Origin of the sequence: Echinicola soli (genome assembly GCF_006575665.1) — a bacterium.
GTDB classification, from domain to species: Bacteria; Bacteroidota; Bacteroidia; order Cytophagales; family Cyclobacteriaceae; genus Echinicola; species Echinicola soli.
This window is the reverse complement of the sequence record NZ_CP041253.1, coordinates 2,186,850-2,213,188: the sequence shown is the minus strand read 5'-3', so window position 1 is coordinate 2,213,188 and position 26,339 is coordinate 2,186,850. Positions and strand designations below refer to the sequence as shown.

28 protein-coding genes are annotated in these 26,339 nt (G+C 44.2%); 14 read left to right on the top strand and 14 right to left on the bottom strand.

Translation table 11 applies throughout. From position 1 onward, the window contains the following. Positions 1-246: 246 nt before the first annotated feature. The 4 genes from FKX85_RS08980 (at position 247) to FKX85_RS08965 (ending at position 3,923) form a co-directional block, all read left to right on the top strand. Positions 247-1,416 (top strand): Gfo/Idh/MocA family protein, encoded by a 1,170-nt coding sequence (locus tag FKX85_RS08980; RefSeq protein WP_141614407.1) that lies wholly within the window; start codon positions 247-249, stop codon positions 1,414-1,416. A gap of 189 nt (positions 1,417-1,605) precedes the next feature. Beyond that, on the top strand, positions 1,606-2,658 hold the full coding sequence (locus FKX85_RS08975) for a sugar phosphate isomerase/epimerase family protein (RefSeq protein ID WP_141614406.1): 1,053 nt from the start codon (positions 1,606-1,608) through the stop codon (positions 2,656-2,658). 27 nt (positions 2,659-2,685) lie between these two features. Continuing rightward, positions 2,686-3,111 carry a c-type cytochrome gene (locus tag FKX85_RS08970; protein ID WP_141614405.1) on the top strand — a complete coding sequence of 142 codons (426 nt, stop codon included), beginning with the start codon at positions 2,686-2,688 and terminating at the stop codon, positions 3,109-3,111. Between the two features lie 53 nt (positions 3,112-3,164). After that, the gene (locus tag FKX85_RS08965) at positions 3,165-3,923 is read left to right on the top strand and encodes a 3-keto-disaccharide hydrolase (protein ID WP_141614404.1); all 759 of its coding nucleotides are present in this window, start codon (positions 3,165-3,167) and stop codon (positions 3,921-3,923) included. A gap of 73 nt (positions 3,924-3,996) precedes the next feature. Here the strand turns inward: FKX85_RS08965 and FKX85_RS08960 are convergent, their stop codons facing one another. The 7 genes from FKX85_RS08960 to FKX85_RS08930 form a co-directional block, all read right to left on the bottom strand. Continuing rightward, on the bottom strand, positions 3,997-6,240 hold the full coding sequence (locus tag FKX85_RS08960) for an NADP-dependent isocitrate dehydrogenase (protein WP_141614403.1): 2,244 nt from the start codon (positions 6,238-6,240) through the stop codon (positions 3,997-3,999). A gap of 352 nt (positions 6,241-6,592) precedes the next feature. Next, entirely contained in the window at positions 6,593-7,414 is an 822-nt protein-coding gene (gene panB / locus FKX85_RS08955; RefSeq protein ID WP_141614402.1) for a 3-methyl-2-oxobutanoate hydroxymethyltransferase, read from the bottom strand. A gap of 85 nt (positions 7,415-7,499) precedes the next feature. After that, on the bottom strand, positions 7,500-8,003 hold the full coding sequence (locus FKX85_RS08950; RefSeq protein ID WP_141614401.1) for a phosphoribosyltransferase family protein: 504 nt from the start codon (positions 8,001-8,003) through the stop codon (positions 7,500-7,502). 123 nt (positions 8,004-8,126) lie between these two features. Further along, positions 8,127-9,056: a ribosome small subunit-dependent GTPase A gene (gene rsgA, locus FKX85_RS08945; protein ID WP_141614400.1), complete on the bottom strand. Its 930-nt coding sequence runs from the start codon at positions 9,054-9,056 to the stop codon at positions 8,127-8,129. Further along, entirely contained in the window at positions 9,035-10,300 is a 1,266-nt protein-coding gene (locus FKX85_RS08940) for a 3-deoxy-D-manno-octulosonic acid transferase (RefSeq protein ID WP_141614399.1), read from the bottom strand. The genes rsgA and FKX85_RS08940 overlap by 22 nt, the downstream gene beginning before the upstream one ends. Positions 10,301-11,052: 752 nt before the next feature. Further along, a complete protein-coding gene (locus FKX85_RS08935; RefSeq protein ID WP_137402241.1) occupies positions 11,053-11,682 on the bottom strand; it encodes a peroxiredoxin in 630 nt (209 codons plus the stop codon). Positions 11,683-11,734: 52 nt separating this feature from the next. After that, the gene (locus tag FKX85_RS08930; protein ID WP_141614398.1) at positions 11,735-12,148 is read right to left on the bottom strand and encodes a Fur family transcriptional regulator; all 414 of its coding nucleotides are present in this window, start codon (positions 12,146-12,148) and stop codon (positions 11,735-11,737) included. A gap of 150 nt (positions 12,149-12,298) precedes the next feature. Here FKX85_RS08930 and FKX85_RS08925 point away from each other — a divergent pair, with 150 nt between their 5' ends. From FKX85_RS08925 to FKX85_RS08915, 3 genes are read left to right on the top strand one after another with little or no spacing between them, the layout of a single operon-like run. After that, positions 12,299-13,288 (top strand): DUF6588 family protein, encoded by a 990-nt coding sequence (locus tag FKX85_RS08925; RefSeq protein ID WP_141614397.1) that lies wholly within the window; start codon positions 12,299-12,301, stop codon positions 13,286-13,288. A gap of 2 nt (positions 13,289-13,290) precedes the next feature. Further along, complete coding sequence (locus FKX85_RS08920) at positions 13,291-13,776, top strand: low molecular weight protein-tyrosine-phosphatase (RefSeq protein WP_141614396.1); 486 nt, start codon at positions 13,291-13,293, stop codon at positions 13,774-13,776. Further along, entirely contained in the window at positions 13,769-14,641 is an 873-nt protein-coding gene (locus FKX85_RS08915) for a fructosamine kinase family protein (RefSeq protein ID WP_141614395.1), read from the top strand. The genes FKX85_RS08920 and FKX85_RS08915 overlap by 8 nt, the downstream gene beginning before the upstream one ends. Before the next feature lie 474 nt (positions 14,642-15,115). Here the strand turns inward: FKX85_RS08915 and FKX85_RS08910 are convergent, their stop codons facing one another. Beyond that, positions 15,116-16,393, bottom strand: a complete 1,278-nt coding sequence (locus FKX85_RS08910; protein WP_141614394.1) for an aspartate kinase — start codon at positions 16,391-16,393, stop codon at positions 15,116-15,118. A gap of 58 nt (positions 16,394-16,451) precedes the next feature. Here FKX85_RS08910 and fbp point away from each other — a divergent pair, with 58 nt between their 5' ends. Next, on the top strand, positions 16,452-17,483 hold the full coding sequence (gene fbp, locus FKX85_RS08905) for a class 1 fructose-bisphosphatase (RefSeq protein WP_141614393.1): 1,032 nt from the start codon (positions 16,452-16,454) through the stop codon (positions 17,481-17,483). Position 17,484: 1 nt separating this feature from the next. Here fbp and FKX85_RS08900 read toward each other — a convergent pair whose 3' ends face one another. The 3 genes from FKX85_RS08900 to yihA all read right to left on the bottom strand — a co-directional run bounded on the left by FKX85_RS08900 (position 17,485) and on the right by yihA (position 18,964). Next, positions 17,485-17,787 carry a hypothetical protein gene (locus FKX85_RS08900; RefSeq protein WP_141614392.1) on the bottom strand — a complete coding sequence of 101 codons (303 nt, stop codon included), beginning with the start codon at positions 17,785-17,787 and terminating at the stop codon, positions 17,485-17,487. A gap of 73 nt (positions 17,788-17,860) precedes the next feature. Continuing rightward, complete coding sequence (locus FKX85_RS08895) at positions 17,861-18,298, bottom strand: DUF5606 family protein (protein ID WP_141614391.1); 438 nt, start codon at positions 18,296-18,298, stop codon at positions 17,861-17,863. Between the two features lie 60 nt (positions 18,299-18,358). Next, positions 18,359-18,964 (bottom strand): ribosome biogenesis GTP-binding protein YihA/YsxC, encoded by a 606-nt coding sequence (gene yihA, locus FKX85_RS08890; protein WP_141614390.1) that lies wholly within the window; start codon positions 18,962-18,964, stop codon positions 18,359-18,361. Positions 18,965-19,091: 127 nt separating this feature from the next. On the opposite strand from yihA, the gene ubiE reads away from it, so the two are divergent. The 5 genes from ubiE to FKX85_RS08865 all read left to right on the top strand — a co-directional run bounded on the left by ubiE (position 19,092) and on the right by FKX85_RS08865 (position 23,009). Continuing rightward, positions 19,092-19,814: a bifunctional demethylmenaquinone methyltransferase/2-methoxy-6-polyprenyl-1,4-benzoquinol methylase UbiE gene (gene ubiE, locus FKX85_RS08885; RefSeq protein ID WP_141614389.1), complete on the top strand. Its 723-nt coding sequence runs from the start codon at positions 19,092-19,094 to the stop codon at positions 19,812-19,814. Beyond that, positions 19,763-20,539, top strand: a complete 777-nt coding sequence (gene porT / locus FKX85_RS08880) for a type IX secretion/gliding motility protein PorT/SprT (RefSeq protein WP_141614388.1) — start codon at positions 19,763-19,765, stop codon at positions 20,537-20,539. Before ubiE ends, porT begins: the two co-directional genes overlap by 52 nt. Positions 20,540-20,667: 128 nt before the next feature. Further along, the gene (locus tag FKX85_RS08875; RefSeq protein ID WP_141614387.1) at positions 20,668-21,423 is read left to right on the top strand and encodes an SDR family NAD(P)-dependent oxidoreductase; all 756 of its coding nucleotides are present in this window, start codon (positions 20,668-20,670) and stop codon (positions 21,421-21,423) included. Between the two features lie 2 nt (positions 21,424-21,425). Further along, the gene (locus FKX85_RS08870) at positions 21,426-22,199 is read left to right on the top strand and encodes a M15 family metallopeptidase (protein ID WP_141616749.1); all 774 of its coding nucleotides are present in this window, start codon (positions 21,426-21,428) and stop codon (positions 22,197-22,199) included. Positions 22,200-22,232: 33 nt separating this feature from the next. Beyond that, positions 22,233-23,009 carry a ThuA domain-containing protein gene (locus tag FKX85_RS08865; protein ID WP_210416919.1) on the top strand — a complete coding sequence of 259 codons (777 nt, stop codon included), beginning with the start codon at positions 22,233-22,235 and terminating at the stop codon, positions 23,007-23,009. A 4-nt stretch (positions 23,010-23,013) separates the two neighbouring features. Here FKX85_RS08865 and FKX85_RS08860 read toward each other — a convergent pair whose 3' ends face one another. Continuing rightward, positions 23,014-23,664: an alpha/beta hydrolase gene (locus FKX85_RS08860; RefSeq protein ID WP_141614386.1), complete on the bottom strand. Its 651-nt coding sequence runs from the start codon at positions 23,662-23,664 to the stop codon at positions 23,014-23,016. A 6-nt stretch (positions 23,665-23,670) separates the two neighbouring features. Further along, positions 23,671-24,153 carry a cytidine deaminase gene (locus FKX85_RS08855; RefSeq protein ID WP_141614385.1) on the bottom strand — a complete coding sequence of 161 codons (483 nt, stop codon included), beginning with the start codon at positions 24,151-24,153 and terminating at the stop codon, positions 23,671-23,673. 123 nt (positions 24,154-24,276) lie between these two features. On the opposite strand from FKX85_RS08855, the gene FKX85_RS08850 reads away from it, so the two are divergent. Further along, a complete protein-coding gene (locus tag FKX85_RS08850; protein ID WP_141614384.1) occupies positions 24,277-25,620 on the top strand; it encodes a saccharopine dehydrogenase family protein in 1,344 nt (447 codons plus the stop codon). On the opposite strand, the gene FKX85_RS08845 is transcribed toward FKX85_RS08850, so the two are convergent. Then, positions 25,609-26,328 carry a tRNA1(Val) (adenine(37)-N6)-methyltransferase gene (locus tag FKX85_RS08845; protein ID WP_141614383.1) on the bottom strand — a complete coding sequence of 240 codons (720 nt, stop codon included), beginning with the start codon at positions 26,326-26,328 and terminating at the stop codon, positions 25,609-25,611. The two genes, FKX85_RS08850 and FKX85_RS08845, sit on opposite strands and share 12 nt — an antisense overlap. Positions 26,329-26,339 lie beyond the last annotated feature (11 nt).

Sequence of the window (26,339 nt, the reverse complement as noted above, 5' to 3'; positions counted from 1 at the left end):
CCAACTTAAAAAGAAAAAGCCAAACTACTTAAATAATAATTTAAATTTTAGTGTTTTTCGCTTAATTTTATTTTTGCCGAGACAAAGATGTAAGTATAGCAGTTCCGTTTTAACAATCATTGCTATTCACATTAGTATATTGCACTTTATCATTTATTTTAGTGGCCAATCCGGCCCATCCTGAGCCGGTAAGGCTGAAAACACATTATTGTATCAAATCTCTAAAAAGTATAAAATCCAAGCATAATGATGAACCATCGTAAACTCCGAATGGGTATGATAGGCGGCGGTCCTGGCTCCTTTATCGGAGCTGTACATCGGATCGCAGCTAACATTGACGGGCAAATAGAACTGGTAGCGGGAGCATTCAGCAGCAAACCTGAAAAATCCGAGCAGGCCGGAAAGGAGCTCTTTCTGGACAGCAAGCGGGTATACCAGTCCTATGATGAGATGTTTGAAAAGGAAAAGCAACTTCCTGAGGAAGCAAGAATAGACTTTGTGAGCATCGTCACGCCAAACCATGTCCACTTTGACCCTACCATCAAGGCCCTCCAAAATGGCTTTCATGTAGTCTTGGACAAACCCATGACCCTCACACTGGATGAAGCCAAGCAGCTGGACAAGGTCATTCAGGAAACCGGCATGCTTTTTTGTCTCACTCATACCTACACAGGCTATCCAATGGTGAAAGAAGCCCGGCAGCTCATTGCAAATGGCACGTTGGGAAAGATCAGAAAAGTATATGTGGAATATCCGCAAGGATGGCTATGGACCAATTTTTCAGAAGAAGAAAACAAACAAGCGGCTTGGAGGACAGACCCTAAAAAAAGTGGCGTAGCGGGCTGCATGGGAGACATTGGCACGCACGCCATGAACCTTGCTGAATATGTCAGTGGACTGAAACTCGACAGACTTTGCGCTGACCTGAACACCTCCTTGCCAGGACGAACCTTGGATGATGACGGCATCGTTTTGCTGAAATTTGACAACGGTGCCTCTGGAGTCCTTATGGCCAGCCAAGTGGCCACAGGCGCCGAAAACAACCTTAAAATCAGGGTTTATGGTGATAAAGCCGGGCTGGAATGGCAACAAGAAGATGCCAACTCCCTGATCGTCCGCCATCCTGAACAACCCGACCAAATCTATCGGGCAGGAGGTAACGTACCGTATCTTTCCAGCTATGCCCTGGCCAACACCAGAACTCCCGCAGGCCACCCTGAAGGTTACCTGGAGGCTTTTGCCAATCATTATAACAATTTTGCCAAAACCCTTATGGCCAAACTTAAAGGTCAAACACCAGAAAAGGAATGGCTGGATTTCCCAGGTACAGAAGATGGTGTCAGAGGCATGGCCTTTATCGAGCAAGTCGTAAAAAGCGGCCAGTCTGATCAAAAATGGACAAAATTTGAGGTTTAGGCTATTCTAGCCTTTCCTTAAAAAACAAGAAAGAGCGACTACCGTTCAGCCCTAAAATGACTCCTTTGTGGAACATTGGTAATAAAAAGCCATCGAAATATTTAAAGAATAGCATGAAAGAATGTATTTTGCATTCTCATTTCATTTGCTAAAACGATTAATTTAATAAACTTAAAAAAACCCTATCGTATGAAGACCATCAAAGGCCCGGCGCTGTTTTTAGCGCAATTTGCAGATGACCAAGCACCGTTTAACAGTCTCAAAAGCATTTGTGAATGGGCAGCAAGCATAGGTTACAAGGCTGTTCAGATACCTTCGTGGGACGGCAGGTTCATGGATTTAAAAAAAGCTGCCGAGGACCAAGACTATGCGGATGAGATCAAAAAAACGGCAGAAACTGCAGGTGTAGTTATTTCGGAACTTAGCACCCATTTGCAAGGGCAGCTCGTAGCCGTCAATCCTGCATATAATGAATTGTTTGATGCCTTCGCTCCTGAGGAACTCAAGGGAGACCTCGAAGGCAAATCAGCATGGGCTACCCAGCAACTCATGTATGCTGCAAAAGCATCCAAAAACCTGGGACTCACCAAGCATGGCACATTCAGTGGTGCTTTAATGTGGCACACCGTTTACCCCTGGCCCCAACGTCCGGCGGGATTGGTAGATGCAGGTTTTGAGGAATTGGCCAAAAGGTGGACTCCTATTCTCGATGAATTTGACAAAAATGGTGTAGATTTATGCTACGAACTGCATCCCGGAGAGGACCTGCACGATGGCGTCACTTTTGAGATGTTTCTCGAAAAAGTAAACCATCACCCCAGGGCCAATATCCTTTATGACCCAAGCCACTTTGTATTGCAGTGCTTGGATTATGTGCAGTTTATTGATTTCTACCATGACAGGATCAAGATGTTCCATGTCAAAGACGCGGAGTTTAATCCTACGGGAAAACAAGGGGTCTATGGTGGTTACCAAAGCTGGATCAATAGAGCAGGAAGGTTCCGCTCGCTGGGAGATGGCCAAGTGGATTTCAATGCTATATTCAGTAAATTGTCCCAATATGGCTTTGATGGCTGGGCAGTTTTGGAATGGGAATGTGCCATCAAGCATCCTGAGGCAGGAGCCATCGAAGGAGCTAAATTCATCAGTGAAAAAATCATCAGGGTGACAGAAAAAACCTTTGATGATTTTGCCTCAGCAGGCACTGATGATGCGCTCAACAAAAAAGTGCTAGGAATTTAATTAAATACAAACAAACCTATAGAACCAATGAACTTAAGTAAATTAGCCAGCGTAGGTGTCATCGCACTTGCAGGAATGGCCTACGCATGCGGCGGCGGGTCAGACACTAAATCAGAAGAGACAACCACTACGACCGAGACTGCAGCCCCAAAAAAGGACATGAGCTTTGACGAAATGCACAAAGACAATCCTGATTATGTGGATGGCCTCGCTTTGGTCAAAGAGTCAGATTGCCCTAGCTGCCATATGGTAGAAAGAAAAATCGTAGGTCCGGCCTATAAAGATGTAGCTGAAAAATACGAAAGTACTGATGAAAACATCGAAACCCTTGCCAAAAGAGTCGTTGAAGGCAATAATGGCGTCTGGGGACAAGTGCCTATGCCTGCTCACCCTGGCCTTTCTGAAGACGATGCAAAAAAAATGATCAAATATATCTTATTGCTCAAGAAATAACCCTAAACCTTAAAGAGGGCTTTTAACAGCCCTCTTTTTATAACTCAATTTCTATGAAAAAAGTCATATTATCCCTATCCGCACTCGGTCTTATGGCCACAGCTTGCGGTTCTGCTGAAAAGGGTGACACTGAAAGCGAATCGGTCAAAGAAGAAGTCACTGTAAAAGCTGAAACAACCACAGAAGAAGAATGGACCAAGCTCTTCAATGGCCAAAACCTAGATGGATGGACCAATTACAATAAAGAGACAGTAGGTCCTGCTTGGAAAGTAGAAGACGGTGTACTCTTCCTGGATGCTTCCAATAAAGAAAACTGGCAAGTAAATGGCGGTGGAGACATTGTTACTGAAAAAGTATATGACAACTTCCACTTGAAACTGGATTGGAAGATTTCCGAAAACGGCAACAGCGGTATCATGTTCTTGGTGCAGGAATTAGATGAGTACAAGTATCCTTGGAATACAGGCCCAGAATACCAGTTGCTGGATAACGACGGCCATCCGGACGGTAAAATCGAAAAACACCGTACGGGGGATCTTTACGACCTGATCAAAGCCACAGAGGAAGCCGAGAATCCTGTCGGGGAGTGGAACACTTCCGAAATCATCATAAACCAAGGCAAACTGACCTTTAAACTGAACGGCGTAACGACGGTAGAAACCACCTTATGGGACGACAGCTGGAAAGCGCTTATTGCCAACAGCAAGTTCAAAAACACCGAGGGCTTTGGCCAGTACCAAGAAGGAAAAATCGCCCTACAAGATCACGGAAACAATATCTGGTTTAAAAATATCATGATCAAGGAGCTGTAAAACATTCTGCTATTTGATAAAAAAAGGGCTCCAAAATGGAGCCCTTTTTTTGTTAAATATATCATGCCAGGTTTTAAACACTTGCCACGATCATTTCCAAAATCCCATTCAAGGTCTCGCTTGGTCGCATGGCCTTGGAAGTTTTATCTTCCTCCGGCTTGAAGTAGCCACCGATATCCACAGCACTTCCCTGTGCACCGTTAAGTTCTGCGATGACCTGGTCTTCTTTTTCTTCCATGGCTTTGGCCACTTTGGTAAAGATTTCCTTCAGGGCGGCATCGTCATCTTGCTTGGCAAGCGCTTCCGCCCAATACATGGCCAGGTAGAAATGGCTTCCGCGGTTGTCAAGCTCATTGACTTTACGAGAAGGCGATTTTCCATTTTCCAGGAATTTGCCGGTCGCAGTATCCAAGGTCTTGCCCAGTACAATCGCCCTATTGTTATCAAAAGTCTCACCAAGATGCTCCAATGACACGGCCAGAGCCAAAAATTCACCCAAGGAATCCCATCGCAAGTGTCCTTCTTCCACAAACTGCTGAACATGCTTTGGCGCAGATCCTCCTGCACCTGTTTCAAACAATCCTCCACCATTCATCAATGGCACAATGGAAAGCATCTTTGCAGAAGTTCCCAGTTCTAAGATAGGGAAAAGATCGGTCAAGTAATCCCGTAGGACATTACCGGTTACAGAGATGGTGTCTTTACCTTCTTTGATACGCTCCAATGAGAATCGGGTAGCTTCTACGGGAGAAAGAATACGGATATCCAATCCCGCTGTATCATGCTGAGGTAAGTAGCTATTTACTTTCTGAATTAACTGAGCATCATGCGCCCTGTTTTCATCCAACCAGAATATGGCTGGGATTTTACTGGATCTGGCACGGTTCACGGCCAATTTTACCCAGTCTTGGATTGGCGCATCTTTGGTCTGGCACATTCTGAAGATATCACCTTTCTCTACCTTGTGTTCCATCAAGGTCTCCCCTGCTGCATTCAGCACTTTAATCGCCCCATCGGCTGCTGCTTCGAATGTTTTATCGTGAGAACCATACTCCTCCGCTTTCTGAGCCATCAAACCCACATTCGGTACACTTCCCATGGTAGTAGGATCAAATGCACCGTGTTTCTTACAGAAATCAATCGTCTCCTGATAAACTCCCGCATAAGAGCGGTCTGGAATAATCGCTTTGGTATCTTGAAGTGCATCATTCTTGTTCCACATCTGGCCAGAAGTACGGATCATGGCCGGCATGGATGCATCGATGATCACATCACTTGGCACATGAAGATTCGTGATACCTTTGTGGGAATTGACCATTGCCAAGTCCGGGCTATCAGCCAAACATGCTTCGATATCTGCTTCGATTTCTTGGCGCTTATCAGCAGGAAGCTTGTCCAATGCTCCTACCAAATCCCCAAAACCGTTGTTTACGTCCACGCCAAGTTCTTTGATCGTGGCCGCGTGTTTTTCAAAAACAGGGGCGAAAAACACTTTCACCGCATGGCCAAAAATGATCGGATCAGACACCTTCATCATGGTCGCCTTCATGTGCAGTGAAAACAAAATGCCCTTGGCTTTGGCGTCTTCTTTTTGCTCTGCCAAGAATGCTTGTAGTTTTTTGACACTCATGACCGAAGAGTCGATTACCTCCCCTTCTTGAAGTGCTAGTCCTTCCTTGAGCACGGTTACCGAGCCATCATTTGCTTCAAGTTGGATTTTTACTGTTCCTGCTTCCGGCATGGTCAATGATTGCTCACTGCCATAGAAGTCTCCCTCTGACATGCTGGCCACGTGGGATTTTGAATCGGCACTCCATTCTCCCATGCTGTGGGGATTGTTCCGTGCAAACTGCTTCACGGCCTGCGGAGCCCTGCGATCAGAATTCCCTTCCCTCAAAACAGGGTTTACCGCACTGCCCTTGATTTTATCGTACTTGGCTTTTACACCTTTTTCTTCTTGGTCTTTGGGCTCATCAGGGTAGTCAGGCAACGCATATCCTTTTCCCTGCAATTCCTTGATCGCTGCTTTCAGCTGTGGAATAGACGCACTGATATTGGGCAACTTCACAATATTCGCCTCAGGTGTTTTGGCGATTTGACCCAACTCTGCCAAGGCGTCACCAATGCGCTGATCCTCTTTCAGGTATTCTGGAAAATTGGCGATGATCCTGCCGGAAAGGGAGATATCCCTGGTCTCTACTACCACACCAGCTGAATCTGTAAATGATTTGATGATCGGCAACAAAGAATAGGTCGCCAAAGCTGGTGCCTCGTCGGTCAGCGTATAAAGGATCTTCGGTGTTTTTGTAGTGGTCATTTCTATTTTAAAATTTGGACACAACAAGACTCGCGCAATTTGCTCGTCAACCTTGCTGTATTTAGCTAAACAATAAATTCTCTCTTAAATGCCTAAGCACTTGATTTTGCCGCTAAATTACGCAAAATATCGCGTATTCAAAGGTTTGTATGTGAATATACAGGATCACAGCAAGTTGTAAGCATGACAGCCCGGCACACCGGACAAAACTTCATTTTGATTTACGGAATAATACTTTCCCATTCACCATAAATCCCCTCCCTATATATTATACATGATATTTTAAACTAAAATAAAGTGGTCCAAATCTTTAGACTTGGACCACTTACATTATACTTAATGCCTTGCACTTTTAATAGCTCTCTTTATCATTAGGGAAATCTTTGGATTTGACATCTTTGATATAGCCCTCCACAGCTTCTGTCATAATGTTCCTTAGATCTGCATATTGCCGTAAAAACCGCGGCTTGAATTCCTGCGTAATCCCCAACATGTCGTGCACGACCAGCACTTGACCATCCACATAAGGCCCCGCTCCAATACCGATCACGGGAATGGACACGGTTTCAGCCACTTTTTTGGCGAGCTGTGCAGGAATCTTCTCCAGTGTGATCGCAAAGCAGCCACACTCCTCCAGCACCTTGGCATCAGCGATCAATTTAGCTGCTTCGTCGTCTTCTTTTGCCCTGACCGTATAGGTACCAAACTTATAAATGGATTGTGGCGTAAGCCCCAAATGCCCCATCACTGGCACACCGGCACTCAATATCCGCACGACAGACTCCTTGATCTCGGCCCCTCCTTCCACCTTCACCGCATGCGCTCCAGATTCTTTCATGATCCTGATCGCTGAGCGAAGTGCCTCTGAGGAATTACCCTGATACGAACCAAAGGGAATGTCCACCACTACCAATGCCCGTTTTACTGCGCGTACCACAGATGAAGCATGATAGATCATCTGATCCAGCGTAATAGGCAGTGTAGTTTCGTGACCAGCCATTACATTGGAAGCAGAATCGCCCACCAGTATGATGTCAAGACCCGCTGCATCCAAAATCCCTGCCATGGAAAAATCATAAGCGGTCAGCATGGATATTTTTTCACCGCGCGTCTTCATTTCCTGCAAGACGTGGGTCGTGATTCTCTTGATATTGGAGGATTGATGTACGGACATGGTCGCTGGGTATAAAGTAATGTTTTAGTATTGGGTATGTAGTATTGAGCAAATTGCCTTAGGGCAATGGCCAGGCTGACTATTACTATTGTAGGTAAACAGTGGAATCATGGTCATCCAAGTGCACCTCAATATTCTCGCTTAGCGTCGTAGCCAGTTCATAACCTGTATAATCTGCAGAAACAGGGAATTTTTTATGGCTTCTGTTTACTAAAACGGCTATTTCGATCTTCTTTACGGCATATTTCACAAAAGGCTCCATTACATAGGTAAGCGTGCGACCAGAGTTCAGCACATCATCCACGATCAGCAGGCACTTATCCGTCAGGTCCACTTCAGGATTGACGTTTATTGCTGGTTGTTTTTTGGTAAACTTATCCAAGGAAACTTCCACCTGCTGTATTTCCAAACTAGAAATCTCCCTGACTTTCTCCGCCAAAATACCCGCCAGAACACTGCCCATTCCCGTCACACCTGCAAAAACCAGCTCCTGTTCTCCGGCATTCCTTTCATATATTTCATAGGCGATGCGGACGATCTTTTGGTGGATTTGCTTATGATTCAGTACTAATGTCTTTATCTCACTCATGATGATCTTATCAATCGTTTTTGCCTGCGAAAAATACTGCAATTGGAAATGGATTCAAAGATTAAGCATTTGAAAATTGAAAGATTTAGGATTTTCACCTAAATGGAAACAGGAGCCTTACCCTTACCTGAAAGTATCTTCCTCATTTAAAATCTTAACGTAACTGTCATACCTGTATGGATGGATATATCCTTCTTCCAACACTTCTAAGACCTTGCATCCAGGTTCATTGATGTGCTTGCAATTATTGTACTTGCATTGCCCAAGGTATTTTCTCATCTCCACAAAATAATGTGAGAGCTCCTGGTCGTCAATATCCAAAATCCCAAACTCCTTGATCCCAGGAGTATCGATCAGGTATCCTCCACCTGCCAATGGGAACATTTCTGCAAACGTAGTGGTATGCACCCCTTTTGAGGTGAAAGTAGAAATCTCCTTGGTGGACTGTAATGCTTCAGGGACGACCTTATTCAGCAGGGAGGATTTCCCCACACCGGAATGCCCACTGAGCAAGGTGGCCTTGCCTTCCAGACTGGGCAGAAACTTCCCTTGGAGCCCTTCGTCACTGAGGGTCGATATCTCCAACACTGGGTAACCTAACGGCTCATAAATCTCATGGATATCCTGAAGAAATTCTTTATCCTTTTCTTTTTTTACAAGATCCATCTTGTTTACCACAATCGTAGTAGGAATCCTGAAGCTCTCCGTACTGACAATAAACCGATCGATAAAACCCAATGAAGTCCGAGGCTGCTTCAGCGTCACCACCAAAAAAGCCTGATCAATATTGGAAGCCAAAATATGCGAAAAATTGTTCTTCCTAGTGGACTTTCGAATGATATAGTTTTCCCGGGGCAGTATGCTTGAAATCACCGCACTCTCTTGGTTTTCCTCTTTGGCCAACAACACAAAGTCGCCCACCGCAATGGGATTGGTAAGCTTCAGGTCGTCCTGCTTAAACTTGCCCCTCAAGCGAGCTTTCACCAGCCCGGAATCTGTTTCTACTTCATACCAACTGCCCGTGGACTTTATTACCCTTCCTTTTTGTTCCATTGGACGTTATTTAATACCCCTTTGATGATTTTATCCGCGCTGCCAAGGTTATCTGTGACCAGTTTCTCCGCCGCATTCACAGCCTTTGTGTAAGCTTCCTGCTCCTCCAAAGCTAAGACTATTTTTTCAAATGCTTCGGCATTTCCCACCTCAAAGCCACAGCCGTATTGCTGGCTAATCCCAGCTTCCGGAAATTTATTAACCTTCTTGAGCTTGCCAAAAAAGACAGGAATATAAAAAGCCAAGGGTTCCAAAATATTATGCAGGCCTTTGCCAAATGCGCCGCCTACATAAGCGACCTTGGCGTACTGGTAAAGAGAGGACAGCATGCCAATATTATCGATAAAAAGCACGTTGACTCCTGCTGAGGGATTTTCGGCCAACTCAGAATATTTGAGTGATTTGTGTTTGATTTGCTTTTGCCAGCCGGCTATTTGCCCCGCATCAATATTATGTGGTGCGATGATGTAATGATAATCAACATGGCTATTCACAAAAGGCAAGATCACTTCCATGTCTTCCTGCCAGGCACTCCCTACCACCATCACCTTTTTGTCCGTAAAAAGTGCTTCGATTTCCGGAAACTTATTGGGAGACCGACTAATGGCCTGGACATTGTCATAACGGGTATCACCAGTCACGGTAGTCTGGGAAATGCCTATTTCCTGTAGCAATTGCTGCGTCTGGTGATTCTGGGTATATATATGATCAAAACACTTGAGTACCTTTCTGAAAAACCCTCCATAAAATTGAAAGTAAACTTGCTCCTTCCGCAGTGAAGCTGAAAACAGAAATAAAGGCACATCCCTTTTCTTGGCTTCAAAGATGAAATTGGCCCATAGGTCATATTTCACAAAAAACACCACTGACGGCTTTACTACTTCCAAAAACTGCCGCGCATTTCCCTGCGTGTCAAAAGGCAAATAGGTCACGCCATCGACGTTCTGCTGGGGCTTCTTGATGACATTTTCATAACCACTGGGACTGAAAAAAGTCACCAAAATGGCCAGCGGAGGTTGCTCCTTCTTCAATTTAGCTATTACTGGCTTGGCCTGTTCATATTCCCCCAAAGAGGCCACATGAAACCACGCCACTTTCCCAGGGAACTTCGCCCTAAAAGCGGCCACCTCATCGAACACAGGCCTTCTGCCCTTCACCAGCCGGGCCAATTTCGAATCCCCGCCACTGGCCAACCTTAGCATTCCGGAAAAGGCCCAAACCGAAAAATCATATATCACCTTCATGCCCAAAAATAGCAAGAAGCAGGTAAACGACCTTATATGGACGGAAGTTTTCTGATCAAGCGGATATGCCACTAGTTCCCTACATTGGAAATATCACGGATACTGACATCCGTATTTAATGTATTCACACCAATCGTATTCTATGCTCCTCTGTGCTTAACGTCAAATCATGTGCGAAAAATAACTTCAGTTGGTGGTGTTGAGTTAAAAACTCAATGCTCATGGTTCCCCAGCAAAGCTGTCGGAACAACAGCTGGCCTGTTTTTTTTTGCCACGATGGCTCGAAGTCACAAAGTGAATTGGTTGGGAGAAGTGAATTGGTTGGGAGGTGTCGTGCCAGCGGCATTTATTTCCAAGGAACTTAGTGCCTTGGTGACTTTGTGGCTTATCCATATCTTATTGGTTACCAAGCTAGCCCACCTAACGGCGGAGCAGACCAATTGGCGTTGATATACCACTTAATAGAAAAGAACTAATGCGCTATGCCGCCCGTACTTTAACAGGTGTTGAGTTGAAAACTCACTGCTCATGGTTCCCCAGCAAAGCTGTTGGAACATCAGGTAAAAAACAGGCTTATACCTTGGCTTTTAACACAGGATCTTTCTGGCAGAAAAACAATAAAGAAAGTATATTATAATCAAAGGATTAATGCTCTCTACTTTACCGCTTGATCCATAATCAGTATTGGGGGGCACATAAAAAAAGCCCTGAATAACTCCAGGGCTTTTAAATATTCGCTATTTCAGCAATAATTAGTTTTTGGCTAGGTATTCAGATACACCTTCTTTGGTCGCTTTCATCGCTTCCTTACCCTCTTCCCAGTTAGCTGGACAAACTTCACCGTGTTTTTCTACGTGGTGAAGAGCATCTACCAATCTGATCATCTCATCAATGTTTCTTCCAAGTGGAAGGTCATTGATGGTTTCGTGTCTTACCACACCTTCTTTATCGATAAGGAAAGAACCTCTGAATGCTACTGGAGCACCTTCATAGATCAATTCACCTTCTTCGTTGTAGTTCCACTCACCGGCCAAAACACCGAAGTTATGGGCGATGGTTTTAGCTGGATCAGCTACCAAAGGATAAGTAACCCCTTCGATACCACCGTTAGCCTTAGGAGTGGCCAACCATGCAAGGTGGGTTTCCTCGGTGTCGCAAGAAGCACCTACTACGGCTACACCTCTTTTTTCAAATTCAGCCAACTTCTCCTGGAAAGCCAAGATTTCAGTAGGACACACGAAAGTAAAATCTTTTGGGTAGAAATAGAAGATCACTTCTTGCTTACCGACATACTGCTCCAAAGAGAAGTTTTCTACGATTTCTTCACCATTGATCACTGCTGGTGCGCTAAATAATGGGGCTTTTTTTCCTACTAATGACATACTTTTTACGTTTAAATTTATTAGTTATGTTTAGAAAATATGATTTTTAAATTTATTTGTTGTGGCCCTTGATGACCACTGAGATATCCTCCACTTCAAAGTCCCGGATTTTGTTTTTATCAAAGAATTCCTTGATCAATTTCTCCAGTTCTTGGTTGCGGTAATCCCTGATTTCATTGGTCTCATTATCGTACAAATGGCTATGTGCTTCCATTATTCCATCAAAGCGCATCACACCATTGTTGTCGACAAACTTTTGGATTATGTTGGCATTCACAAAGGTGTCCAAGGTCTTGTATACTGTCCCTAGCGAAATGGAAGGGTTCTGTTCATGGACTTGCTCATACACCCATTCAGCCGTGGGGTGATTATGGGTCTTCGATACTGCCTCATAGATCACCATCCGCTGATGGGTAAACTTCAGTCCCCCTTGCACTATTTTATCTTTTATTGCCTCGGTATCCATTCCTTGTTGAGAATGATTATTATCTGATAATAGTTCCGCAAAAGTAAGAAAGTTACAGGGAAATGCAAAAATTATTTCTTTCCGTCGTTTCTACCTTGGAGAGTTTACTCTAAATTTCATTACCTTTAATTTCTTAAACGAACTGACCTGATGAAAAAATTATTATATTTTTGTTTTGCAGGACTGATTTTCAATGGATCATCTGCCTTAGCCCAAGGTAACGTCGACGTAGAACAAATTTTAAATGCCGGCAAAGAAGATCTGAACACCTACATGGGGTACTATGCAGAACCTGCGGCAAAAGGTTTTATCTACAGCATGGGATCCGGATGGGCCCAAACAGCCAAACCCCACGGAACACTTGGTTTTGACCTTAAATTTGCTGTCAGCGGTGCTGCTGTTCCTGGCCAGTATGAGACGTTCACCTTTGACCCATCCGAGTATGAAAAAATCCGGGTGAAGGGAGCCAATGGCCCTGTACAACTTCCCACATTATACGGCAATCCTGATGCTACCGGATCACTTGAGATTTATGAAGGAGAGACATTGCTCGCTGAAGCAGATATTCCTCCGGGGATCGACATCCCTGTAAAGTACGTACCTGCTCCACTGATCCAAGGAGCCGTGGGATTACCTGCTGGCTTTGAAATCATCGGGAGATTTATCCCAAAGACTACCATTGAAGACACAGAGGTTTCCCAGTGGGGACTTGGCGTGAAGCATGACATCAAACAGTATTTTGAAGGAATTAACATTATACCGGTTGATTTCTCTGTCTTGGTCGCCTACAATTCCCTAGACGCCAAATACCACATCGACAAAGCCCAAGGTCAAGTAGCTACCATGAACGTGGACACATGGACTGTCCAAGGCTTGCTCAGTAAGAAAATCTCCATCCTGACGGTCTATGGAGCAATCGGGTATAATTCGGGGTCATCTGATTATAATATGCTCGGCACATACGAGATCAATGGCACATCCGAGTCGCTCATTGATCCAGTAAGATTAAATTATGAAGCAAAAGGCGCCATGGGGACATTGGGAGCAAGGCTTAAGTTTGGCCCCATCTTCCTCAATGGAGATTATACTTTCCAGGAGTTTAATACCGTGAATGTAGGATTAGGAGTTTCAATTAGATAAAAATGATTAAAGTTTTATTTGTTTGCTTAGGCAATATCTGCAGATCACCGCTTGCGGAAGCGATTTTTAACCACCAAATCAATGAACTGGAGCTAAACCACAAGTTCCAAAGTGACAGCTGTGGCACATCCGATTACCATATCGGGGAATTGCCAGATGAACGTAGTATGGCCAGTGCAAAAAAACACGGCATAGCCATCTCCCATCGTGGCAGGCAGCTGAACCATGCGGACATCAGGGATTTTGACTACATTATTGCCATGGACAGTACAAACAAAAAGAACATCATCCAACTGATGGAAAGCTATAATCTTAGCCATGACCGCATCTACCTGATGAGGGATTTTCAGTCAAAAGCAAGCTCCAAAGAAGTCCCGGATCCCTATTACGGTGGAGAAGATGGATTCGAAAATGTTTATCAAATCCTGAACGAATCCATCCAAGAATTCATTGTTCAATTGAAAAAAGAACATCAAGTGTATGCATAAGTCCAATTCATTTTATGAAGAAGTCTTACTCGATGCCATACCAGAACCTACCAAACTGAAATCTGTCCGGCTGATCTCTGCCGGAACCATGAATCAAAGTGTCCTCTTGGACACCGATAAGGGTGCCTTTTTTTTAAAGTCAAATCACCTGCCCTCGTCGGATATGTTTCAGCAGGAAATAAAAGGACTCACCCTCCTACACAAACACGCTCCACTCCAAATCCCCAAAACTATCGGTGCTGGCCACGTAGTTTCCCAAAACTACCTGCTCATCGAATGGATTCATGGCGGTTATCCAAACGGCAGTTACTGGGACAATTTAGGCCATGGGCTCGCAGAACTGCATATGGCCACTTACCCCCAGTTTGGATTGGAAGAGGACAATTATATCGCAGTGCTCCCCCAGCGAAACATATTAAACGATAGCTGGGCCGACTTTTTTATCAAAGAAAGGCTTGAGCCTATGGCTGGAAAAGCCTATTATGATGGATTGATCAGCAAGGATTTTTACAAAAAATTCCAAAAGATCTACCCCAAGCTAAATAGTCTGATCCCAAACGAAAAGCCATCCTTGCTCCATGGGGACCTATGGTCTGGAAATGTAATTGTCAATACCAAAGGCGATCCCTGTTTGATCGACCCAGCGATCTACTACGGCCATCGGGAAATGGACCTGGCCTTTTCCAAGCTTTTCGGTGGCTTTAGAAGTGAATTCTATGAAGCCTATCATGAAATTTTTCCGCTAGAGCCTAATTTCGAAACCAGGGTAGACATCCACAATCTCTATCCCCTGCTCGTACACCTCAACCTATTTGGCCAAAGCTACCTACCTGGCATTAAAAAAGTCATTAAGAAATTTGTCTAAGCCTACTGATTTCCCAATATGAGTATCCGCAATCATACACGTAGCCAAGCATAATTGAATAAATTGTGTTTCCGTCCTTTTATTCAGGTGTAAAATTGCTTTCAATAGGTCTTCATGAATGCTACGCATTTCCATTGATAAAAATGACCAAAAATCCAGTCCGGTGGTGAGATCTTTAAATTGGGAAAACAAGTTTTCCAGGGAGGACAATACGTTACCCAATTTAATTTAAGAAAACTGCTCCGGCCTGAAAATGAATGGATCTCGCTGTTCCACGACGCGAGCTAATTCATTTTCTTAACGGCCTGCTCATTTTTCTTAAACCGATCTCACCAAGGGACTTCCTTTACTTTCGAAATCGCATTTTGGAATGGTACCACTACGTGTAAAATTACCGATAGCCATTTTTTCCAAAAATCTTAAGGTAAAGTAGGATCCCCCACACACAATTCGTTAACTCTAGAGCTCTACATCCTATGCTTCCTTTGCCCGACGGACCACCTGAAAGGTACTCCTTGTAGTTTGCTCTAACAGCACATCACTTTGAGCCAAAAACCTGCTCTTTATTTTTTCATCGTAATTTTTAACGGTGATCAGCTGAAGGTTCTCGTTGTACCTGACATTAAACACCGGTCTCATCTCGGCCAAGAGCTGTTCGAGCTTGAACATTTCCCTATCGGTACAAATCGAAATCGTAATCGCAGAGGATTGGATCAAGTTGGCCCGTAGTTTCAGTCTATCCAATTCCGCATATACCTGATGCATATGCGACTCGTTGATAAAGGTAAAATCAGTCACTTCGAATGTAACCAACACCTGCCGGTCCTTCACCACTACAGTAGGCATGGATACTTTGCTTGCCCCAAAATCCCCAATGACTGTACCCTGTTCATCAGGCTGCACGAATGACTTCACATGCAGCGGGATGTTGGCATTTGCCAATGGCTTAATGGTACGCGGGTGGATCACCGACGCTCCATAAAAAGTCATTTCTGCCGCCTCCTTATAATCCAGCTGATCAAACTTAACTGTATCCTCAAAGCGCTTGGGATCGGCATTCAGCACCCCTGGAACGTCCTTCCATATGGTAACTGTCCCAGCACCTAAACTGCTGGCAAAAATAGCTGCTGAAAAATCAGAGCCCTCCCTCCCCAAGGTAGTTGGCTTACCGTCCTTGGTACTTCCGACAAAGCCCTGGGTCACCACTGGAAGCTGCTTGAGCACGGGCACCAGATTCTGCTGACACAGCTTTGTCGTCTTATCCCAATCCACTTTGGCAAACCGGAAATTACCATCTGTGCGAATAAAATCACGGGCATCTTGCCAAATACAATATTGCTGGCAGTGACACAGGTAGGCCTGGATAATTTTAGAAGAAAGAAGCTCCCCAAACCCCACCACTTGGTCATAATATTCATCATAATTTTCCTTGGTCAGTTTACCTTCCAATACCCTTGCCAGCTGTAAAAATATATTCTCCACCATTCCAAACACCAGGTCTCCTTCTTCAAAAAGCTCCTCACATATTGCTAAATGGTTTTTTCTCACATTGGTAAAATTCGAATAAAAATCTTCCTCCTCATATTTCAACCTTAAAATTTCTTCCAGTGCGTTTGTCGTTTTGCCAATCGCCGAAACGACAATCACCATCGGGCTCCGCAATCGATTGAATAGGATGTTTGAGAGGTTTTTGATCGCTGCAGCATCTTTTACTGAAGCCCCGCCAAATTTGTATACAATTGCTTTTGTCATAAAAATATAAGTAGTAATTTACACTGGGTTATATTTCAAAATTTACTTTTTCAAAGATATGAAGACAAAACCATATGAGCCTAATAACTCTGCATTAGGCTATTCAGTAGGCGTCACCCTTGACCGGTTTATCAAGAGTAAACAAGACGATTTTCCATTTGCATCCGGAGAGCTGTCACAGATCCTCAGGGACATTGCATTGGCATCCAAAATCGTCAACCGTGAGATCAACCGGGCAGGACTCTCAAACATCAGCGGAGCCTTCGGAAACACCAACGTACAAGGAGAAGAACAGCAAAAACTGGACGTCGTGGCAAACATTCGCTTCTGCAGGGCGCTGACCAAAGGCGGTGAAGTCTGTGCCATCGTCTCTGAAGAAGATGATGAAGTGATCGATTTACAAAACAGCAGTGGAAAATATGTCGTGGCCATGGATCCATTGGACGGCTCTTCCAATATCGATGTCAACATCTCTATTGGGACCATTTTCTCCATATATCGCCGCGTCACGCCAGTAGGCAGTCCTATTCAGCCAGAAGACATTATGCAGCCGGGATCCAAGCAAGTAGCTGCAGGCTATGTGCTTTACGGCTCATCGACCATGTTGGTCTATACTACAGGCAGGGGAGTAAATGGCTTTACCTATGAACAGTCCCTAGGTGAGTTTTTCCTTAGTCATCCGGACATGACAGCCCCTGAGGATGGAAACATCTACAGCATCAATGAAGGGCTAAAATCCCAAGTCAATGAAGGTGTGAATAATTATATTGAGGCCTGTAAGGAAAGAAATTATAGCGCGAGGTACATTGGCAGCTTGGTGGCGGACTTCCACCGAAACTTACTCAAAGGGGGAATCTATATCTATCCAAGTACAGAAAAAGCCCCTCACGGAAAACTGCGTTTGCTCTATGAGGCCAACTCCCTCGCCTTTATTGCCGAGCAAGCAGGTGCAGCTGCCACAGATGGCAAAAACAGGATATTGGACATCATCCCCACCTCTCTGCACCAGAGAACACCGCTTTACATTGGATCTAGGGTAATGGTCGAAGAATCGCACGAATTTCTAAAAGAAGCAGAGATAAGCCAGTAGTTCACTGGTACTTTCTTCGGATTTCGACCTTTTGGAGCTGCCTGTCTACCAATGCTTCACTGAGTTCTGTGGCCATCGTTTCTGGGTTTGCCTCATGAAGCAGTCGCTTCAGGCGCTCTTCCCCTAAATCAATACGGTAACAAATCTGAAGCAAGCGCTCCAAATCCCGGTTGAGTAAATCCCCTACTATCGGGACCAACAATTTGATGAGCTGCTCTCGACTTAGCTCTTCATCAGGAACAGTAAGGTCAAAATCCTTTTGGAGCAGGGCAATGCTTTCTGATATATCTGCTGAAGTATTCATAAAAAAAGCTACTTTTTGGAACACCTAAGGTTATCCATAAAAGTAGCCATTTCTTTTTTTGGTTACCGAGAAATCAATCTTCTTTTTCTTCACCATTTCCCTCAGCCGCAGTTTCCTCTTGCAAGACTTCTGGAGCCTGCTCACGGATAATCCTGTACCAAGAGATCAGTTTTTTGATATCGGACGGATAAACTCTCTGCTCATCAAATTCCGGCAAAATGTGCTTCATGAAAGCGATATACTCATCATTATCCGCTCCTTTCGCCAAGCCAGTATCACCTTCAAATTCCTTTTCGATGGTGATCATGACATCCTGAAGCGGACTAGAGCCTTCTTCTGTCATTGTATAAATGGAAATTTCACTCAGGATGGATACCCTGTGATTTGCTCCCACGACCAATTTGGTTTTCTTGGCATCCATCGATTCCAAAATCACCCCACTTCTGCTAGGTTTAAGCACTTTATACAATCCCGGCTTTCCAGCCACGGTAGCTATTTCTTTAAACTCCATATTTCTTCTTTTAAAATCAGCTTGCAAATATAGGCTTTAGGTTCAAAAGCCCAAGTCAAATTAACTTTCAGGATCAAATTCCTCTGACAGCTCTGCCATAAATCCTACTAGCTCTTCCCTGCCGACAGCAGTAGTAGAAGAGGTCACAAAATACAATGGTGCTTCCTCGAATATCGTTTGTGATGCCATCAAAAACCTATTGATATTTCCTTTCACCTTACTGACGGACAGCTTATCTGCTTTCGTAAATACCAGCACGATGGGCACCCCGTTTTGAGCACACCAAAGTATAAAATCCAAATCCTTCTTTTGGGGATCCAGCCGACTGTCGATAAGCACAAAGGTCGCTTGAAGGTTCGCCCGACTGGTCAGGTAGCCTTTGATCATTTTTTCCCAGCCTGATTTCAGGCTCTTGCTCACTTGGGCAAATCCATACCCAGGCAAATCCACGATCCACCACTTCCCTTCAGCATCAAAATGATTGATAAGCTGTGTCTTTCCCGGCTTACCGGAAGTTTTTGCCAGGTTTTTATTATTGGCCAGCATATTAATCAGAGAGCTCTTCCCCACATTCGACCTACCAATAAAGGCAAACTCCGGCTTGGTGGGCTCAGGGCAGTTTCTAAAATCCGAATTACTGGTTAAAAATGTCGCCTTTTTTATCATCTTTATGTTAATTTTATACAAAGGTAAGCCTTTCCAGTTAAAACCTGACAACCAATTAATGGTTAACATTTTTCCATTGCTCGTGTTTACTTAGTAATATTGCGCTCTCAAACAGTATTTTAATCCCATGTCAGTAGTTCCCTACAAAGATCAACAAGAAGGTAAAAAGGCCCAAGTGGCCAATATGTTTAACAATATCAGCAAGCGTTATGATTTGCTAAACCACCTCTTGAGCTTGGGAATTGACATCACCTGGCGAAAAAAGGCCATTAAGATGCTCCAAAAGGACCAGCCCAAGGTCATTCTTGACATTGCCACAGGTACTGGGGATTTTGCCATTGAGGCCTTGGCCCTTAATCCTGAAAGGGTTATTGGTGTGGATATATCTGAGGGAATGCTGGCTGAAGGCAAAAAGAAAATCAAAAACAAAAAACTGGACCACCTGATCGAAATGCAATTAGGGGATTCGGAAAAGTTGCTTTTTGAAGAAAATAAATTTGACGCAGTCATCGTTTCTTTTGGAGTGAGGAACTTCGAAAACCTCGAAAAAGGATTGGCAGACATGTACCGGGTGCTGAAGCCGGGCGGAAAAACCGTTATTGTAGAGTTTTCAAAACCTAAAAAGTTTCCGTTTAAACAAGGATACAACTTTTATTTCAAGTATATTTTACCGAAGATAGGAAAACTTGTTTCTAAGGATCAGTCCGCTTATACCTATTTACCAGAATCCGTACAAGCATTTCCCGATGGGGATAAATTCCTTACAGTGCTGGAAAAAGTCGGCTTTAAAAACACAAAATGCAGACCATTAACATTTGGCATAAGTTCGATTTATATTGGAGAAAAATAACCCTCACTTTTTTTCTTCTGGGAGGCATTATACTGTCCGGATTTTCCCAGGACAATTATAGGCCCATCAACAAATCCGGTCAGGACGACCAGTTTCTGAGCTATGGCTTCTTCCTGGCAGCCCATACTTCCAGCCTTAGGCTGAAGTACAGTGACGCCTTTATGGATCCTGAAAATCCTGATTTCGCCAATATCCAGAGCATTCAGCCGGTATTTTCCCCTGGCTTTTCCTTGGGTTTCTTACTGAAAATGCGCTTACATGACCAGTTAACCTTCACGGGTACTCCAAAGGTCGGCTTTTATGAATTCCGCACTGATGTCAATTATTTCCAAACGGATGATTTTGAACAAAATAGTTTGGGTGTACGGACGGAATCCCTGATCACGGAAATGACCATGGTCGAAATGCCCTTGCTCATTAAGTATAAATCCATGCGGTTTGACAATACCCGCATGTTTTTTGTCGCTGGCGCCAACCCCATGTTTCGTACCAAATCCCAAGATGAAGCCGACGCAGACCAGCTGGTGCTCAAAAGCAAGGATGTGGCACTAGAACTCGGAATGGGATTCGACTTTTACTTTAAGTTTTTTAAATTTTCACTGGAAATCAGGTTTTCGCATGGCCTGAGCAACATCTATAAAGCAGAAACTTCTGATCAAAACTTCGCCGGTGCCATTGATGAGCTTCGCCGCAAGTCCATCACACTTTACCTGAATTTCCAATAAGAAGGTTCTAACCTGTCCCTGAAAACCTACATGCTAAATATCGCTTATTGAGCAATCCCAGAACTGGATTTTTCACCATTCTTATAACTTTCTTTTTATTAAATGCCTATTTGAGCTAAATTAAAAGGATGAAAAAAACGGCATTAATAACAGGAGCAACCTCCGGGATAGGCAAGGCATGTGCGGTAGCTTTGGCCAATTCCGGCTATGACATTATTGCTACCGGTAGAAGGGAAGAGCGACTTAAGGAACTGAAGAATGAACTTTCACCACAAACTGACTACACCTATTTGGTTTTTGATGTGCGGGATAAAGCAGCGGTAGATGCTGCCATTGACAGCCTCCCCAAACGGTGGACAGCTATTGATGTATTGATCAATAATGCTGGAAACGCGCATGGTATGGATCCGATCCATGAGGGAGATACCGCAGATTGGGATGCGATGATGGACATCAATGTCAAGGGATTGCTGTATGTCTCCAAAAAGATCATGCCGATTATGATCGACAAGAAATCAGGGCATATCGTTAATATCGGCTCCATTGCTGCCAAAGAAGTCTACCCTAATGGTAACGTTTATTGTGCTTCCAAACATGCCGTAGACGCCATCACCAAGGGAATGCGGCTGGACTTGACCAAGTACAACATACGCGTAACCGGTGTTCACCCAGGTTTGGTGGAAACTGAATTTTCTCTGGTCAGATTTAAAGGTGATGAGGAAAGGGCCAAGCATGTTTACGAGGGATTTGCCCCCTTAAAACCAGAAGATATAGCAGACATCGTTCACTTTGCTGTCACCAGGCCAGCGCATGTAGTCATGACAGACATCACCGTCTTGGCAGGCAAGCAGGCCAATAGCAACACCGTTTATAAAGACCAGTAATGATGCGGAATTATCTATTTATTTTATTGATATCAGTATGCGTCGGATGTAATGGAAAAAAAGGCAACCAATCCCGGCTTGCAGCTGATAAGCCTGTAGAAGATCCCTTCATCATGGTTCCTGCATCGGAAAACAAAAAAGCCACTCCTCTTCAGGATTCCATAGGCCAATTGGAAAAAAGTCTCATAGAAGCAGGACTTCAAAATGTAAAATCACACCTTCCGGAAGTATACGTAAAGCTAAAGTACAGCACAACGGATAATTTTTTCGGAAAGGACGTGTACGGAAAATTGGTCAATTGTTACTTGCAGCCAGAAGTGATCAAAATGCTTAAGGAGGCATTGAAGCATTTGCAGGAAGACAACCTTGATTTGACATTTCTTATTTATGACGGTGTCCGTCCAAGATCTGTACAACAAATCCTATGGGACGACCTTGACAAACCAGACAGCCTTAAACCTTTGTACGTGGCCAATCCGCAACGAGGCAGTCTTCATAATTATGGTGTAGCGGTGGACCTGACATTGGCAAACCGCACCACGGGAAAGCCTTTGGACATGGGGACGCACTATGATTATTTTGGTTATCCTGCTTATCCCGATCGTGAAGAGCAAATGCTCGCAGCAGGCAAGATCACTGCCCAGCAAATCAAGAACAGAAAAACCCTCAGAGCGGCAATGAATAAAGCAGGATTTTCTGAAATCGGATCTGAATGGTGGCATTTTAATGCCTTTAGCCTTCGACAAGCTAAAGAACGCTACGAAATTGTAGAATAGTCATTAGTAACTTTAAACCTTAAATAATTTCCTATGAAGCTCATTATCCGGAAGTCGGTGCTTATCGGCTCCTTTTTTCTAATTACCACCCTGCTGTTAGCTGGTCAGTCCTTTGCCCAGCGCGGACAATTCAAAGCACTTATTTTCAGCAAGACCCAAGGGTTTAGGCACCAATCCATTCCCAATGCCGTAAAAGCCCTAAAAGATATGGCCAAAACCCGTGTGTTTAGTGTTTATGCCACGGAAGATGCTACCGTCTTTAATGATGAATTCCTGAAAGATTATGATGTCATCATCATGGCCAGTACCACAGGGGAAATTCTATCAGATGGCCAAAAAGAGGCGTTTCAAAGATTTGTGCAAAACGGAAAAGGGGTTGTTGGGATTCACAGTGCTACCGATACGGAGTATGACTGGAAGTGGTACACCAAGCTGATCGGAGGACAGTTTATGCACCACCCTGCCCAGCAAACCGCCAGGCTAAACGTAGTGGACAGAAATCATCCCGCCACCTATCACCTAAACGAAAAGTGGCTTTGGACGGATGAATGGTATGCTTTCAAAAATTTCAATGAGGAGGTACACATCCTATTGCAACTGGATGAGACCTCCTACGAGCCTGGTTCCAGGGATGGAAAGTCCATGGCCATGGGTGAAGTACATCCGATGTCCTGGTACCATGAATACGATGGTGGCCGGGTATTTTACACGGCACTAGGCCATGTGGAAGCCGCCTATGAAGATGATGATTTCTTGGATCACGTCTATGGAGGTATCTGGTGGGCTGCCATGGGATATCCTATCCAGTAACAGGTTAGACTTCTGCCAGCTGAACAATCTTTTCCAGTGGAGCCTCATAAATATCATGACCTCCACTGTAAAGGATTGATTCTTTTTTTACGGTCATCCGCGACAGGATTTCGGCCTGTTCGAGCTTCCGCTCATCGGTCAAAAACTCATCGCTATCGCCCTCCACAGACCAAATTCGTGTTTCTGACAACTTTGAAGAGACCATACTGAAATCCAAATCGTGTGCAAATCCACCTCCCCAAAGAATCAGGCTTTTTATGGGACAGGAAAGTTGTGAGGCCCATCGAGTGGCGGTGGCACAGCCCTGTGAAAAGCCCAAAATGTGAATCGACGGAGGGTCAGTAAACTGTTCTAAATTCCTGGCCAATATCTGGTTTAAAAAACGATTATTGTTAGCAATGGCATTTCCCCTTTCATGTTTGGTCATCCAGTTAGCCCCCACGCGACCAGAAAATCCTTTTAAATAACCATGGTTTTGTGCTTCTGGAGCGATGAACAGCCGCTTTTCGTGAAATTGGCTTTTAAATTTCCTGAGAAAATAAGGAGCCAATTGGCCGTAACCATGTAAGGCGATCCAAAGGTCATTTTCTTCTCCCAGAGGCAATTGGGAAGTAGCGTATGCGCCGATGGATTCAAAAGACACATGTTGGTACATGGTGATTTAACTATTTAGATCATTGAACTTGAACGGGAGCAACTGACTGATATTTTCTGCTTTGAGGACATTGCCCTCCGGTGTTAGCATGAAGATTTCTATGGCTTGGCCAAATTTGAGCTCATACTCATTAATGGTTTGCCGACACAGTCCACAAGGGGAAACCGTAGCATAATTGGAATCATCCCTTCGCTTGGCCACAATCATGATTTTTAAAGGCTTTAACTCAGGGAAGTTGGCGTTAGCATATCCCAAAAGTGTCCTTTCTGCACAAACTCCTACTGGAAATGAGGCATTTTCTTGGTTATTGGCTGTCAATATCTGCCCATCTTCCAACAACAATGCAGCACCTACACAGAAATTGGAATAAGGAGCATAAGCTTTTTTCACGACTTCTTTTGCCTTCTCCAAAAGCTCAACTTCCTTTTCATTAAGCTCACTTTTTTCCAGCAAATGTAATATTACTTTATGTTCTATTTTTTTCCCCATTATAATAAGTGAATTCATTTAACAAGGTGCGTACATTAACACGCCCGACTAATTTCCACTAAAATATTTTAAGGTCAAAGATTAAATGTTCATCTTCATATAACCCAAAGTAATAAAATCGAGATGAAGACAATATTGATCATCGGAGCTGGCAAATCCTCCAAGGTGCTGGTGGATTTCTTGCTGAAGGATGCCCAGACCAAGGAGCGGAAACTGATTCTTGCCGATGTGGACGCACGAGTGGCTGAAAAGAAGCTAGGTGGACACCCCGCAGGCACGGCCAGGAGCATAGACATTCATGACACCGAAAAACTTGGAGAACTTGTCAAGCAAGCAGACCTCGTAGTCTCCATGGTGCCTGCATTTTTACATCCTTTGGTGGCGAAGGTGAGTATAAGAGAAGGGAAGCATTTTTTCTCAGCCTCGTATGAATCCCCCGAAATGAGGGCACTGGCCGGAGAAATTAAACAAAAAGGGTTGTTTTTCTTGAACGAATGTGGCTTGGATCCAGGAATTGACCACATGTCGGCCATGAAGCTGATCGATACCGAAAAGGCAGATGGGCATAACATCGTCCTTTTTAAATCCTACTGCGGTGGATTGCTTTCGCCAGAAAGTGAGTCTAACAATCCCTGGAGGTATAAGTTTACATGGAACCCTAGAAATGTAGTCTTGGCAGGACAAAGCACCTCCCAATTTATCAGAAATGGCCGGTACAAATTCATCCCCTACCACATGCTTTTCAGGCGTACTGATCTGGTAACTTTTAAAGAGACTGGTGATTTTGATGGATATGCCAATAGGGATTCATTGAGTTATAGAAAGGTCTATGGGCTGGAAGGCATCCCCACTATCATCCGTGGCACCCTTCGACGGGCAGGTTTCTGTAAAAGTTGGGACGTGCTGGTACAGCTGGGCTTAACGGACAATTCATTCCAGATGGATTTGCCCCATGATTTCACCATGCGTATGTTCATTAATTCCTTTTTGCCATATGATCCTATTCATCGGGTAGAGGAAAAAATCCAGCGACTTTTACCTTGGGTGGACTCAGCGATCATGGAAAAATTAGCTTGGCTGGGGCTTTTTGATGAAACACCACTTCCAATATTCAAAGGAAGTCCAGCAGACATTCTACAAGGCATCTTGGAAGATAAATGGAAGCTTACCCCTACAGACAAGGACATGGTGGTCATGCAGCACCAGCTTGAAACAGAGTCTCCTGCTGGGATAAGAAAGAAAATCACCTCCAGTATGGTCATCAAAGGAGAAAACCATGAATATACCGCCATGGCCAAAACCGTTGGTTTACCTTTGGCCGCAGCTATAGATTTGTTTTTGGAAGGGAAAATTCAGCTACGCGGCCTGCACCTTCCCATTAAAAAAGAAATATACTCGCCAGTTTTGGAATTATTGGCGGCCAATGGCATTCATTTCGAAGAAGAATTGGTCCTCTCAAAAAATTAGCAGAAAATCCTTCAGCAAATCCTGGTAGCTGTCCGTGTAAGAAAAATCATTGTTTTTAATGCAGATAGTGCTGATTTCCGGTATTGAAGCCTCGGCAAAGGAGTAGGCCTTGATATGCCGCAGGACTTTGGTGGACGGTCGGTCTTTTAGTGCATACCACTCGTGGGAATAGAGCCCAAAGAAGCGGGCGATTTTGTCCAATTCCAGCATTTGCTGGGGAGGTAAGATTATCCAAAATTTCCCATTTTCTTTATCCAGTGATTTCACTACACCTTTGATCAAATCACCAAAGGGCAATTCGTCATTATGGAGCGCCAGGTTTCGCTGTATATCAGTAGACTTGATATGATTGGGAAAATAAGGAGGGTTGCTGACAATTAGCGGATATTCACCAGCAGCATTCTTCACAAATTCCTGAAAACGTGTATGATTGACATGAACACGGTCACACCAAGGACTTGCTTGAATATTTCCGGTGGCTTGTCCAGCCGCAGCTTCGTCCACCTCAATGCCGTGAATGGTTGCTTCGGGATAGCGTTGGGCGAGCATCAGCGAGATCACTCCTGTACCAGTACCAATATCCAAAATGGAGGCAGGACTGGAATGGCAGGCGAGCGCTCCTAGAATGACGGCATCGGTGCTTACTTTCATGGCACAATTTTCCTGGTGAATGGTAAATTGTTTAAACTGAAAATACGTGTTTGCCATGATACTTGTAT